This is a genomic window from Paenibacillus radicis (ex Xue et al. 2023) (assembly GCF_024722015.1).
Taxonomy (GTDB): Bacteria; Bacillota; Bacilli; order Paenibacillales; family NBRC-103111; genus Paenibacillus_S.
On record NZ_JANQBD010000002.1, the window covers coordinates 377,612 to 391,732 of the forward strand.

13 protein-coding genes are annotated in these 14,121 nt (G+C 43.9%); 5 read left to right on the forward strand and 8 right to left on the reverse strand.

Annotated elements, in window-relative coordinates; all coding sequences use genetic code 11:
* Positions 1-21 precede the first annotated feature (21 nt).
* Positions 22-660: an HD domain-containing protein gene (locus NV381_RS04325; RefSeq protein WP_258212042.1), complete on the reverse strand. Its 639-nt coding sequence runs from the start codon at positions 658-660 to the stop codon at positions 22-24.
* 270 nt (positions 661-930) lie between these two features.
* Between NV381_RS04325 and NV381_RS04330 the strand changes: the two genes are divergently transcribed.
* Complete coding sequence (locus NV381_RS04330; protein WP_258212147.1) at positions 931-1,752, forward strand: class I SAM-dependent methyltransferase; 822 nt, start codon at positions 931-933, stop codon at positions 1,750-1,752.
* 58 nt (positions 1,753-1,810) lie between these two features.
* The gene (locus tag NV381_RS04335) at positions 1,811-2,644 is read left to right on the forward strand and encodes a DUF2935 domain-containing protein (protein ID WP_308861654.1); all 834 of its coding nucleotides are present in this window, start codon (positions 1,811-1,813) and stop codon (positions 2,642-2,644) included.
* A gap of 171 nt (positions 2,645-2,815) precedes the next feature.
* On the opposite strand, the gene NV381_RS04340 is transcribed toward NV381_RS04335, so the two are convergent.
* Positions 2,816-3,670: an alpha/beta fold hydrolase gene (locus NV381_RS04340; protein ID WP_258212043.1), complete on the reverse strand. Its 855-nt coding sequence runs from the start codon at positions 3,668-3,670 to the stop codon at positions 2,816-2,818.
* A 273-nt stretch (positions 3,671-3,943) separates the two neighbouring features.
* Positions 3,944-4,525: a TetR/AcrR family transcriptional regulator gene (locus tag NV381_RS04345; RefSeq protein ID WP_258212044.1), complete on the reverse strand. Its 582-nt coding sequence runs from the start codon at positions 4,523-4,525 to the stop codon at positions 3,944-3,946.
* Between the two features lie 198 nt (positions 4,526-4,723).
* Between NV381_RS04345 and NV381_RS04350 the strand changes: the two genes are divergently transcribed.
* Complete coding sequence (locus NV381_RS04350) at positions 4,724-5,929, forward strand: MFS transporter (RefSeq protein ID WP_258212045.1); 1,206 nt, start codon at positions 4,724-4,726, stop codon at positions 5,927-5,929.
* Between the two features lie 74 nt (positions 5,930-6,003).
* On the opposite strand, the gene NV381_RS04355 is transcribed toward NV381_RS04350, so the two are convergent.
* Complete coding sequence (locus NV381_RS04355) at positions 6,004-7,605, reverse strand: glycosyl hydrolase family 18 protein (RefSeq protein WP_258212046.1); 1,602 nt, start codon at positions 7,603-7,605, stop codon at positions 6,004-6,006.
* 671 nt (positions 7,606-8,276) lie between these two features.
* On the opposite strand from NV381_RS04355, the gene NV381_RS04360 reads away from it, so the two are divergent.
* Positions 8,277-8,579, forward strand: coding sequence for a putative quinol monooxygenase (locus tag NV381_RS04360; protein ID WP_258212047.1), 303 nt, complete (start codon positions 8,277-8,279; stop codon positions 8,577-8,579).
* Between the two features lie 107 nt (positions 8,580-8,686).
* Here the strand turns inward: NV381_RS04360 and NV381_RS04365 are convergent, their stop codons facing one another.
* On the reverse strand, positions 8,687-9,412 hold the full coding sequence (locus NV381_RS04365; protein ID WP_258212048.1) for a sulfite exporter TauE/SafE family protein: 726 nt from the start codon (positions 9,410-9,412) through the stop codon (positions 8,687-8,689).
* Between the two features lie 584 nt (positions 9,413-9,996).
* Between NV381_RS04365 and NV381_RS04370 the strand changes: the two genes are divergently transcribed.
* Complete coding sequence (locus NV381_RS04370; protein ID WP_258212149.1) at positions 9,997-11,049, forward strand: LLM class flavin-dependent oxidoreductase; 1,053 nt, start codon at positions 9,997-9,999, stop codon at positions 11,047-11,049.
* A 520-nt stretch (positions 11,050-11,569) separates the two neighbouring features.
* Here the strand turns inward: NV381_RS04370 and NV381_RS04375 are convergent.
* The 3 genes from NV381_RS04375 to NV381_RS04385 are packed head-to-tail and all read right to left on the reverse strand — an operon-like array spanning position 11,570 to position 14,085.
* A complete protein-coding gene (locus NV381_RS04375) occupies positions 11,570-12,322 on the reverse strand; it encodes a DUF1868 domain-containing protein (protein ID WP_258212049.1) in 753 nt (250 codons plus the stop codon).
* Positions 12,323-12,379: 57 nt separating this feature from the next.
* Positions 12,380-13,195: a carbohydrate ABC transporter permease gene (locus tag NV381_RS04380; RefSeq protein ID WP_258212050.1), complete on the reverse strand. Its 816-nt coding sequence runs from the start codon at positions 13,193-13,195 to the stop codon at positions 12,380-12,382.
* Complete coding sequence (locus tag NV381_RS04385; RefSeq protein ID WP_258212051.1) at positions 13,195-14,085, reverse strand: carbohydrate ABC transporter permease; 891 nt, start codon at positions 14,083-14,085, stop codon at positions 13,195-13,197. The genes NV381_RS04380 and NV381_RS04385 overlap by 1 nt, the downstream gene beginning before the upstream one ends.
* Between the last annotated feature and the right edge of the window lie 36 nt (positions 14,086-14,121).

Here is a 14,121-nt window from a genome sequence, read left to right on the forward strand (position 1 = left end):
TTGTTAGTTCTAACTTGGTTATTATTCTTTCCAGGGTGAATGTAATACGCAATCGCAAAAGTTTATCCCTTGAAATCCTGGGAGCAATCGAGCACAAACATCTGCTTTTATATTACCAAATGTCGTTTCTGGTTTATGTTTGAAGCCTTCGAGGAATGATGGCAATATCTTGTTTTTAAAATTATTACGCGGAAATGCAGATACTACCTTTTCACGCACTTCTTCTGTAATACTGTCAAAATTCTCACCCATCACATCGTAACCAACTCCCGAATAAATGAGAGCAACCTCAGGTTCTTTATATTGTGCAACTCCAATCGTTGTGTGTAAAGCAATCGCATCCCAAACTAAACGGATAGAAGTATCCGGTACCCCGTGCTGCTGAAGATAACTGCGGGCTGCATTGGCACCATCTACCTCGAAGCGTTTATCCGCGCTGCTATAATGCTTGGTAAGTCCCAAATCGTGGAATAGGGCACTGATATAAAGCAATTCAGGATCGAATTTAACCGCTGCATTCTGACCTTGAAGGACACCAAAAAGAAAAACACGATGGGAATGGTTCCATAATAAATCATTACCATGCTCACGCAGCAACTCAGCTGCTCCAATGGCTAATTTACTATCGGGAATTTTGATATCTGCAATGATTGTAGACATAAAGTTCACCCTCCTAATTTGGATTTATATGCTCCCTGATTGTAACTGCACAGAAATAATTGATCAATATTATCGTTTCTATAGTAACAATAGATATTGCGCATGATAAGTCGTGATAAGTTTCATCCATGCAGCTTTTTGATCCATTTTATGCCCTACCTGGTGACAGCTTACGTCAGTACTTCCCCTATTTACAGCTAAAAGAATATATGGTAAATTGATTTTAGTTTCACTTTACGATAACAGGTTTCACTAGATGAAATTAATGTAATACAAAAATTCTCGCAAGTTAATAAGGAGGAAACAACAATGGAAGATTCGATTAAAAACAAAGTGCAGCAGCAATTTGCTAAAAACGCTGAAAAATATGTCACAAGCAAGCGACATGCCAAAGGCGAAGATTTGTCATTACTCGTCTCATTTTCCAAAGCCGATAAGAATATGGATGTACTTGACATTGCAACGGGCGGCGGACATGTGGCGAACGCTCTCGCCCCTTTGGTTCATCGGGTTACAGCCTATGATTTGACTGAAGAAATGTTAACGACCGCTGCTGAATTTATCCGCGGGAACGGTCATTCAAACGTCGAATTTGTTAAGGGTGATGCAGAACAGCTTCCTTTTTCCGCCGCTTCTTTCGATCTTGTTACTTGCAGAATTGCAGCGCATCATTTTCCGGATATCCCTGCTTTCGCAAAAGGAGCCTTCCAAGTCGTCAAGCCGGGGGGCAAGCTGCTGCTTATTGACAATGTAGCTCCTGAGAACGATGATTTCGATCAATTCTACAATGAGATAGAAAAGCAAAGAGATCCTAGTCATGTTCGTGCTTGGAAAAAATCAGAATGGATCAACCTTCTGGAGAGCGTAGGCTTCCGCATCGAAACGATCGTTTGTTTCCCGAAACCATTCCAGTTTCATGACTGGTGCGAGCGATCAGCGCTCCCGGAGGAGGAAACAGCTTTGCTGGAGACTAAGATGCTGCAAGTCTCACAGGAGATGCAGCAGTTCTTCTCAATTCAAACCGATGAATCAGGCGGACTGTTAAGCTTTACAGGTGAAGCTGTTTATTTCCAAGCCATTCGTCCATCTTAGGGTTATTAAGTTAGCAACGCTCGCCCGATATGTATAGCCTGGAGATGCCTCTCATACATTGGAACATACAAACTATGGGGAGCTGATTGCTATGCTGGATCGGGGAGCGCAATATGAGCATCAATTTTGGCTGCAAATTTTGGGGGATCATTCCCGTTTTATTCATAACACTTTGTATCCAACCGAACACAAGGATATCGAAGCTTCCGGACAATTCATTCGGCAATTTGATTGGCTGCTCGAACGATCACGCGGGTCGTTAAATCCTGCGCAGCTTTCGGAGTTGAATCATGCAGCCTATCGGGAGACAATCAGCTTACGTTCCTATAAATTAAACCTGCTGGATAGATCTCTACTAGACGCGGTCAAAATCGGTATATCGCCTTCCTTCCTGAATCATATGGTTAATGAGCTAGAGGAATATATTCGTATACTTGATGAGCTACTGGCAGGGAAAGCTGTACCGAATTACCCTCCCATCCACCATGATCTGCTATGGCTGTCGGATGCTGCCTTTCATTCCTCAGCCATTTCAACGACGCTGGACTTCGTGGAGAGACCGTTGATCGCCAGAAGTAAAATGTTCGAGCAGCATTTTAACGATTTTTATTTAAAAGCTATTGAACTGGCCGGATATTTGCGAACGATGAGAAATCAGTATCCCGCGTTTATCCGCTTTCATCGGGACATTAACATGGAAATGACTATCTTTATGGCTTTTCTAAAAGAATTGGAGCAGCTCGATTTAAGCAAGGAACTGCTTGGCAGCATGAGTCCGCTACTTCCTGATCATATGTACCGGGAGGAATGCTATTATTTGCATAAGCTCGCACAATCCGGAGAAATTACCACACCAGCCTGTAATCCGACCACACCTCGAGTAGATGGATGAATTTCACCGCGCAATCAAAAAGAGGAGCTTTCACGATGCAAGCTCTTCAAAATTAGTAACGATATCAACCAGATACTTATGGGCAATAGAAAAAGGGTTACAAACCGGTATAACCGGATATGTAACCCTTCTTTGTATTGTCAGTTTGCAGTTATTTGAGTTCCATAAAACTTATACGACCGACGTATGGTTCATAATAGTATTAATAATAGTATCCCAATCGTTGAAATGTATTTCGTGGCCAGTTCCTTCGAGGGTTAGCAACGTTGCATTGGGAATTTCATTGACAAGAGCTAGACCATGTTCATATGGAAGTATGATGTCTTCTGTACCGTGAATAACCAATACAGGTACCTTGATTCTCTTTAATTTCCCCTCAAAAGAATCATCACCCTTAAGAAGTGCGTGATTAAACATACTTAGTAGGTTATTGGCTCTTTTTATTTCTTTTCTTACCTGCTTATAGGCTCTCATCTCATCGAATTTATGATTTGAACCACTGAGCAAGCCCGACCCTGCAACCAGGTAATTGGCAACCATTTCTTCATCTGACCAATTTAAAGCAGCTCCATTAGCATGAAAAGCCAATATCCTCTCATCCATTGGAGGTAAACCCCGGTCGTTGTCATCTGACCCGAAAATAGTTGAGGCTATTAATGTCATTGTTAGAATCTTGTCAGGATGGCGCAATGCTATAATTTGAGCTATCATCCCCCCTAACGACAGGCCGACAATATGAGCTTGCTCAATATGGTATGCTTCAAGTACTCCAACCGCATCATCAGCCATGTCTGCTACCGTATAATGAGAACTTCCCGGTTCATAGGCAATTGAGCGGCCGACATCTCGGTTATCATATCGAATAACATATCGTCCCGTATCCGCCAGTCGTTGACAAAATTCTTCATCCCAATAAACCATTGAACACGTGGCTCCCATAATGAGTAACACCGCTGGATTTCGGGGGTCACCAAAGCTTTCTGCGCATATATCAATACCGTTAATATTAAATATCTCTTCGCTCATAGTTAATTCCTCATTTCATTCGAATTTGTTAAATGTAAACATGCATACATAAATAAGACCCAACACATTTCCTAAAAAATGGATGAACTTATTTGAACTGCACCTCAATTAACGTAAACGAATGAATTTGATAATCACGATAAGCACTCTCCTATACATATCTCAATAAGGGGTTTAACCCACTTCCGATTATAACATTATTCTCTTTAATCAAAAAGAGGGGCTGCGACGATGCAGGCCCTCCTTCCCGTTTAATAAAAATTATCTTCGATTCTACTTAAGCAAAGTAAGGATTACTTCCACAAAATTATCTACAAATGATCGTTCGGGACGAGATTTCATCATCACCGTAAGCCCTATTAACGATACGACTAGTGACTGTGCTAAATCTTTTGCCTTTACACCCGGACTAAGCTCACCTGAGCGCATACCTCGTTCAATCGCTTCTTGAAATAGTACCGAAAGGTACATCTGATGTTCCCTTGTCAGAATTTCAAATTTCTCATCATGAGGCGCGAGCTCCACCATCGTATTGATGCAAAAGCATCCCCGGTTGGCACTATTATCATATTCTTTTGCCACTATATTTTCAAAAAAGGCACGGAATGCTTCTTTGACAGAAGGATGGTTCTGAAGACTCGATCGTACATAGGCAGCATGGAATTGCGTATATTTGCGCAAGGCAGCTTCAAACAGTTCTTTTTTATCTCCAAAGGCCGAGTATATGCTAGGTCGCTGAATGCCCATTTTTGATGTCAGATCGCTTAAAGAGGTAGCTTCAAACCCCTTTTCCCAAAATAGTTGCATAGCTGCATCCAATGCCTTTTCCTCGTCAAATTCGCGTAGTCGAACCATAACAGAGCCCCTTTTCGTATCGAACAGTATGTTATGATTTTATTGTTAGAAGGCGGTTTTGTCAACAAGATCATTCTTTTTTTGTAATGCATTGACAGTTTATATTTTTGGGGAGTATATTAATCAGGCATCATATTGTATCGTTCGGTATGTTATAAGATTTGACCAAACTAATTTTGAGGAAGTGTCATTTGTTTTATGGAGAAGTTTGTTGAAAAGCCAATCGAATCGCCCTCTTTAATGTCTCGATATGTCGCATACTTATTTGCAATTGCCTGCGGATTGTCTGTTGCCAACATCTATTACGCGCAACCCCTTCTGGACGCTATTTCGAGCGAGTTCGGTATTACTCATTCATCCGTTGGCATTATTATTACTATTACTCAGGTTTGTTACGCGATGGGACTGCTGTTGTTAGTGCCGCTCGGCGATCTCGTCAATCGACGTCGGCTAATCGCTGGGCAGATGCTTTTATCCGTGCTGGCTCTGATTGTTGTCGGCACAGCCAATACCAGTACGATATTGTTCATTGGCATAGCTGCGGTTGGGCTTCTAGCAGTCGTGACCCAAGCACTCGTTGCGTTTGCGGCAACTTTGGCTGCTTCAGCCGATCGTGGACGTGTTGTTGGTATGGTGACAAGCGGGATAGTTATCGGCATTTTACTTGCCCGAGCTTTCGCCGGTGTTTTGACGGATCTAGCCGGTTGGCGTTCGGTGTATCTTGTATCTGCGGTATTGACGCTAATAATGGCAGGCGCGTTGTTCCGGGTGCTTCCGCATGATGAGCAAGAAAGGAAATCATTATCCTACCTACAGCTGCTGCGATCAGTGTTTATGTTGTTCGTACAAGAACGAATCCTGCGAATTCGTGCTGTATTAGCTCTGTTGATTTTCACCGCATTCAGTATTTTATGGACTTCCCTGGTGCTGCCCCTCAGTGCCCCGCCAATTTCTCTCTCGCATACCGCGATTGGAGCGTTTGGTCTCGCTGGAGTTACAGGAGCGTTAGCGGCAGCACGTGCAGGCCGACTTGCTGATCGTGGCTTAGGGCAAAAGACCACAGGCGTAGCCTTGGTTCTATTGCTTGTTTCATGGCTGCCGATTAGTTATACCGAACATTCGCTTCTCGCTTTAATTGTTGGTATTATCCTCTTTGACCTGGCGGTACAAGCCGTACATGTCACCAACCAAAGCATGATCTTTACTGTGCGCCCTGAATCACGCAGTAGGCTTACCGCCGGTTATATGATTTTCTATTCCATTGGCAGCGCCATCGGATCCATCGCATCTACCCGTATTTATCATTTCCTAGGTTGGAATGGCGTGTGCTTGTTAGGGGCAAGTGTCAGTGCTCTCGCTCTACTATTCTGGTCATTAACTCGTGGCGCAGGACGTGAACATTAACCCCTTTAAATAATATTAATAGCACAAAGAAAAACGCCATCTTCCTTTTCAAGAAAGTGACGTTTTCCTTTGTACTATTTTTTGGCAATGATATCCCAATCAGATGCAGTGAAATTCCCCATATGCCAGAGGGAAATGCCTTTGAGACCATAGACCTTGGCGAGCCAGATTTTTTTGGCAATACTTTGAGTATCTTCATAATAGATTTCATTTATATTACTGCCGTCCTGGTATTGGACAAGCTTCAGGAAATACGGCATACTCCACGTTTTGGAAGCATTCGGATCAGCAATTCGTTTCTCCACCAGCTCAATAGCAGGCTTGGCCGTTGTTGTCTTGCTATTCGTTGTGATCCACTGGTTGGCCTGCTTTGAAATGCCCAGCACCAGCTTGCTGGCCGGCACCCCCTGCTTGAGAGCTCTCTCCACCCCATCCCTGACTAAGGGCAAAGGAGCAGAAGGAAGGTGTGAATCATCATGCGTAAAATCGTAAGCCATGAGAATAAGGGAGTCCGCCGCTGCGCTGAGGTCTTTATAATTATAGCCTTTATAATAATGATCGGTCGGTATGCAAACGGATAGTGTCTTGCTTCCAATGGCTGCTTTTACATCCCTCACAAACTGCGTATAATTCGGGGCATCCGATTCCTCAATCAACCCTTCTAAATCAAGAGAGACACCGGAAAATCCAAATACCGGATCGTTAAGCTTAGCTACAAGTTGGCTGATAAACATCTTCTGCGCCAGAGCATCCTTCAAAAATGCCGCCAGCTTCTCCCTCTCGTTGAAAAAAACCATTAAGTCTTTATTCACATTCGCTTGGTCGGCTGCCTTCAACACTTCCTCGAATCCGTCTGGAACTTGGTAGGTAGTTGTATTTGTCCCCAATTTGGCTGTGCCTGCTGTATCGTATTCGAGATGGGACCAGCCCATCGCAACATTGTCGACTAGAGACATACGCGCGATGGCGGGGCTCGATTTGATCGCGTAGAATCCGGTTATTTCCAGTTCCTGTCCAACCGTTTCAATATCAATCAGACGATTAATCACAGCGGCGGCTTCACTTCGTATTAATCCGCTTTTCGGCCGAAAGCCCTGGTTATCACCTTCCATGACGGTCCGGTTTATTGTATAGAACACATAGGGTGCAAGCTTATTGCTAATTATCTGGATATCACTATACGCACGTGCATCCCGTTCTTTCGACCAATCCCCCGATATCCACTGTGGGCCAACGGATTCATCCTTGTCCAATAGATACATACCGACGACGGCTGCGACTTCTTCACGTGTAATCGGCTGCTCCGGCTTAAATTCGTCTGCCTCGTTCACCATAAATTCGATCCAGTGCCGCTCCGAGGCAGCTGCAATGTATGGAGCCGACCAACGGTTGACCGCATCCGCAGGCACCGTTCCCGAAGTTTGGGAAATATCCAGCTTAGCCGCAGTAACCAACAGCTTAATAAAAGCTTCCCGCGACAATGCTTCTTCAGAATGATATTTGGAATCTGGATACCCTTCAATAATACCGAGCGCCGATAACGTATATACGTAATCTTTTTCCCAAGACTGCTCCATTATATCTTTATATTTAGCCATTGGGACATCGTAGGCATACGCATTTCCGGCTGCTACGAACAGAAGTAAAATCATAAATCCTGTAATCTTTTTGTACATATTACACTCCTTCTCTATGACGTCAACCTTTTTAGACGTGCCTAAACAGAGAAAGGTTGCTAGATTCATATCTTCCTTTACTATTCCGTTGAATTCAATAATAAAAGACTGATGAAATACTGATAATTAGCCTTATACTAGTCCTCCATACTCACTATTTGCATCACAAGACTTGTCGCATTTTTACAATACGAAGTTTTCGAGGAGTAATATAATCATATCTATCATCAAAAGTCGCTCAAAACAGAAATCAGAGTTTGATGAAGTTATTCGATTCGTCTCTGTTGCCGTGCCCAACTCAGCACTAAACAAAATCTTAATAATAGCAACGACAACTCACACAACTTTATTCAAATGATTCGATTCGAAGCCACTGCCTCATCTCCAAAAACCTGCATCTATACAGTTATTTGACTTGCATATCGGCAGATTCTTGAATTCATGCGAATGTGCATTTATTTTTTCATTTTTAACTGAACCGGTGCGTTTTCCATGAAAATTGATGTACTTTCGCAGGTTTTTTCTCCCAATCGCGATTTCGGCAGTAAATAACTGCATGTTAGCAGGCTTTTATGAGGACAAATAGTCGGAGGAGGGTTAAGCACTGATTTTGAGTTGGAGCCTCAAAGGGGTACAATAGGGTCAAAAATAACAATGAAAAGGTGACAATAATGAGCAAATTTGGAATGTACGTGAAATTCATAGCTAAATCCGGTCAGCGGGACGCTCTGGCAAACATCTTGTTAGACAGTGCGGCTTCTGCACAGTCGCTTAAGGAATGCGAGTTATACATCGTCAATATCTCTGACACCGAACCTGATACCATATGGGTGACAGAGGTGTGGAGTGATTCAGAAGCACATGAGGCGTCCCTTGCTCAAGAAGAAACAAAAGCTTCTATTCAACTGGCCATGCCGCTAATAGCAGGAGTGGAAGCAACCAAGGTAAGGCCTATTGGTGGCAAAGGACTTTAGTTGGGCAGCCGCGTTCAGAGTGTGAATTGCTTCACAGCAGACGACACATTAAACTAAAGGAAGCCGTATTATTCTACTAAATGTAGAGTATCACGGCTTATTTGTAGTTAATGGAACGCCGTCCACAACATAGAAATTCCGGAACATAACAAGAGAAAATCTAGCACATACTTGAATGAAACAATACTCATACGCTGCACAACACTCTTCGCTATAAACGTGCCCAGCATAAGAGATACACCTACAGTAACTCCTTGTAATATTAATTCTATTGGAAGAGCTCCTAGCTCACGGAAAGTTACAACTTTACTTATATATAGTGCAAGTGAGCTGGCAGCTTCCGTAGAAAGAAAGGCTCCCTTCATTAATCCGTAAGAAGTGAATGCCGGAACACTAAGGGGGCCAGTAGAGAGAACTAAGCCGGTCAAAAAACCAATGATCCCCCCAATAATAGAAAGCTGCCATAAACGAATATGTAATTTTTTTGCATCAAGCCAATGCCTTATAGGAATAATAACCAGAAAAAAAATGCCTAGTCCGATATCGACAATATGTACGGGTAATACCCACAAAGTTTGTGCACCAATTGCTGCGGCAGGAATACCTGTTATTGAGTAAACGGCAAATGCTTTCCAATCGATCTCACGCCACCAGGCAATAACTCTTGAAATATTCGCCATGACAGCAGCTACTGCCATAATTGGTACTGCTTGCTTGGGACCAAAGGTAAACACAAGTACGGGCAATAACATTATGGATGAGCCTGTTCCAATAACACCGCTGATAGCTCCTGCTAACAGTCCTACAAATAATACAAATAAATATTGCCCCAACTATAGCACTCCTAATTGAACCATCTAAAAAGATAGCAATAAAATATGAAAGATCTGATAAGATTTTAACACAAAGACTATTGATGAGCGATCAAGAAAACATATTTGCTGGCAATATCGTCTTTCGAAAATTGATATTGTTTTAGTGGGAGAACTAAAAGAAATCCCGGTAGGATCAAGTTCATCCCCGGGATTATGTGATTCTAAATCAGATAAGGACAGCTCTAATAATTCTAGCATTTCTCAATACTCTTGTAACGATAATTCCTTTTGAATTCATGAACTTGATTGTTGTGGTAAGACTTCCCACTCTCGCTATTACTCTTGCATTAAAAACTATAGTGGTACCCGTGTTAGTTCTGTAGACAATACCATAGAACCGGTTGACCATAAGGTTCATATATATCACCTCTCTTTCTGTGTGATGATATACTCTATTCATATCCTTCATAACAGTGAGGGCTTATTTAATAGATTTATAGAAATAAGGCGAATCATGCTTACTAAAGTTGAGAAACTATATAAAAACGAGTAAAGTATAGGTATTAAGGAGGCGAATCCACTTGGCTAATCAAACAAAAAATATGGAAATTGGAATCAGCACTTTTTTGGAAACTACGCCAGACCCAGTGACAGGGGAGGTCATCAGCCATGCAGAACGGCTACGTCATGCGGTTGAGGAGATCGTGTTAGCCGATCAGGTTGGTCTGGATGTCTATGGAATTGGAGAGCATCATCGGGCCGATTATGCAGGTACTGCGCCAGCTGTTGTACTGGCAGCAGCAGCTGCCATGACCAAGCGGATCAGGCTCACGAGCGCCGTCACCGTACTCTCCTCTGATGATCCGGTTCGTGTTTATCAAGCCTTCTCCACTCTGGATGGCATCTCAAACGGACGCGCCGAAATTATGGCAGGCCGAGGTTCGTTCATTGAATCCTTCCCGCTATTCGGTTATAGTCTGGATGATTATGACGAATTGTTCGAAGAAAATCTGGAGCTTCTTCTTGCTGTTCGCTCCTCAGAGAAAGTGACTTGGCGCGGCGGTCACCGTCCGGCAATCGATAACCTGGGCATCTATCCACGATCCGTTCAGAGCCCTCTCCCTGTTTGGATCGCAAGCGGCGGGAATGCCCAATCAGCTGTTCGGGCCGGAATGCTCGGCCTTCCTATAGCATTCGCCATTATCGGCGGAATGCCTGAGAGCTTCGCTCCTTTAGTCGAGCTCTATAAGAAAGCTGCGGCACGGGCTGGGCATGATCCTGAAACACTGCCGATTGCGACGCATTCTCACGGATTTGTAGGAGAATCCACCGAGCAGGCCGCTGATTTATTTTTCCCTTCAACACAGGCTCAAATGAACGTCATTGGTCGAGAGCGGGGTTGGGGGCAGCCCTACAATCGCACCACTTATGATGCAGCACGCAGTTTACGAGGCGCTCTCTATGTCGGCGATCCGGAATATGTTGCTGAAAAGATTATTCTGCTGCGCAAAAATTTGGGGGTTACTCGTTTCTTCCTGCATGTTAATGTAGGTACGATGCCGCATCGTGAGGTTATGCGCGCCATCGAGCTGCTCGGGACAAGGGTCGCACCAATCGTGCGTAAAGAACTTGCTCGAAGCGAGTCGAAGGATTAAATAGAGAAGTCCCTATACGTGGCCAGGCTTATTAAGCTAACTGGTTATATGAAAAGCTTCTGATCGAAACCTTTTCGATAAAGATACATTCGTGTCCTGGAAGTGGCCTTTCTTGCAATATCAAACTTCTTCAGCTCCGCTTTCGTTACAGGCAGCTACTTCTTTCCATAAAGAATAATCAGTCGAAGCAATAGCGGACGTATTCGTTCCGCTATTGTTCGGAAAGCACAAAAAACAGAGAGATACCGGAAGAACTACTTCCGTTATCTCTCGTTTTTGTGCATAATATTCATCATTCGCTCCAAATAGCGGAAACCCGACTTCCGCTATCGTCTTATATTGGAGGCGGATGATTAAATAACGGAACTTTCAGTTCCGTTCAGTACCTTCGGAACACATCGCTACTACCCCGCTATCCAGATATAGAAACTCGTAGGTCCACACTTTCTTTTATATCCTTCCCCACAGCAGAATAAGGTTCGATTGAACCATCAATCCATCCTTGCTTTAACCCTCCAGCTTAACGAATATTGGAAAATTTAAACATATCTTTGAAAAAGACGAGCTGCGGCGGCATCGACTCATATACTCCAAAATGTTCCATAAGCTCCAGCTCGGTCTGCTCCTTGAAGGATAGCAGCTCGCTCTCCTCCTCCACCGTCAACTCCATAATTCGATAGCCAATCGAAATATGGAAGCGATAGTCATCGTGATCAGGAAACCGCAGCCCTAGCTCGTTCGAGACTTCGTCTCGGAACTCTTTCAGCTTTCTGGTGTCATCAACCGCCAGCGGCAGCAGATTGACGGTCAAAGCAAGTCCGTCAGTGTTCAAGTAGTTAAACTTCATGTTAAAACCTTCCGGCACACGAACCTTTGCCCACTTCTCCCGAAAAAAGCGGTCCACTTCCTCCAATGGTGCATCCAGCGGCAAATAGTGCGACCAAAGCTCTTGTTTCCGATCCTCGTCGCAAACGCCCTGAATGATGGTCATATGGTAGCTTGATGGCGGCAGCATCGTGAATTTCTGTGAGCAGGAAAGCTTGTGGAAGTTTTCCGCCAGCTTGACCAATTTCGGGTATACCGCATGATTCGGATCAATCGGACAGATGACCGTGTTGCCCGGAAAATAACGTACAGACCCATCCTCGTGGAATTTACGGCCGACCGCCTTGGTAAATACTCGATGGGAAACCGTATTGCTTGAATTTTCTTCAAGACTAGTGCTGTTCAACCTTTCACCGCCCAAATAATCACTGCCATTCGAATGATTCATAGAAATATAATCCCCTTCCTTTTAGAATAGCTTAGGCTATTACTACAATTGTACCATCTACTTCACTGAGCCATCGACCATTCCTTTTACAAAATGCTTTTGCAGTGACAAATACAATACAGTGGCGGGAATGATCGCGAGCAATGCTGCAGCCGCTGCAGCGTTCAGGTTCGTATTGTTTTGACTGAAAAAAGATGAAATCGCCAGCGTAACAGTGCGTTTGAGAGGTGACTGCATAAAGTATAGCGAGAATGAATAATCATTCCAGATCGACACGCTGTTCATAATGATCACAGTTGCAGTAACCGGCATCATGGAGGGAAGCAGAATGCGGTAAAATACACTGAATTTGCTGCAGCCATCGATAGTTGCAGCTTCGTCAAGTGCTTTGGGAATCGTAGCGATAAAATTCGAATACAGAAAGATACAGGCCGGCAGCTTATAGGTAGTAATCAGCAGTATGATCCCCCAAAACGTGCTGACGCCTCCGAGCCCCGCCACCAAGCTGTACAAAGGAACCAATATTGTCAGCTTGGGTACCATCATGACAGCCAAAATGAAGCTAATCATGGTCAAATTGAATCGGTTTTTGACACGTGCCAGAGGATAAGCCGCCATCGCGCCGAGCAGCGCAATCAGCAGCACCGAGCATGTAGTCACAACCATGCTATTCATCATTGCTTGCAGCAGCTTGCCGCCTCCCAGAGCCAAACGGAAGTTGTCCAGAAAGAAGTAATCCGGTAAAGTCCACCGGGATGTATAATCATTCGTTTTTTTGAAGGCCATCGTGATCAGGATATAAAAAGGCACAAAATGGATAGCCATGATGATGAGCCCTACGGTATTTTTTAGAAGACCTGCATAGCCCTTCATCAATACTCCACCTCTCTCTTCCTGAAAATTTTCAGCATCACATAACTGATCGATATGACCAATACAAATGTAATGAGCCCAATCGCCGCTGCATAGCCAGCGTTCTGATTTTCAAAATAAAAGTAATTGATCAAGGAAGACATCGAATGTGATTCAAATCCCGGTCCCCCTGAGGTTAGCGAGATAACAATAGCAAATAGCTCCAGACCTCCAATCAAATTAAGCATAAAACTCGTAGTTATGGCTGGTATCAGAAGGGGCAGTGTAATATGGCGGAACCGGCTCAGACCGTTGGCTCCATCAATGGTAGCTGCCTCCTGCAGCGATTGTGGAATGCTCTGAATGCCGGCCAAATAAATGATCATTGAAGTGCCGACATACTGAAAAGCGTTGATGCCAGTAATGATCCACACAGCGCGCGAACCTTCAGCCATCCAGTCCACTGGCTCAAAGCCAAGTGCCGCGAGCATATCATTAATCGCCCCTCCATCATACTGGACAAGGAAATACCAGATATAGCCCATAATCAGCTGAGCCACGATGACCGGCATGTAGACGATGGTACGCACCAGTATCCGACTTCGAAACTTCATATTGAGCAGCAGCGCATACAAAATTCCGAAAAAGTTTTGCAGAATCGCGCTTCCGAAACCATATATAAGCGTATTCAACAGCGATTTTGTAAAGCGTACATCTGTCATCAGCTTACTGTAATTATCAAGACCTATATAGCTATACTTTTGCGAATAGCCGTTCCAGTTTGTGAATGAAATTTGAATGCCCGAGACAAGGGGGTAGGCCACGAACAGCAAAAACAAACATAAAGCAGGCGCATACATCAAGGATAACCCCTTGTCTGAGTTAATCATTATTGCTATTTTCCGTCTCATTGCGCTCTCTCCTCGAAGAAATTACGGTCGTGCTCC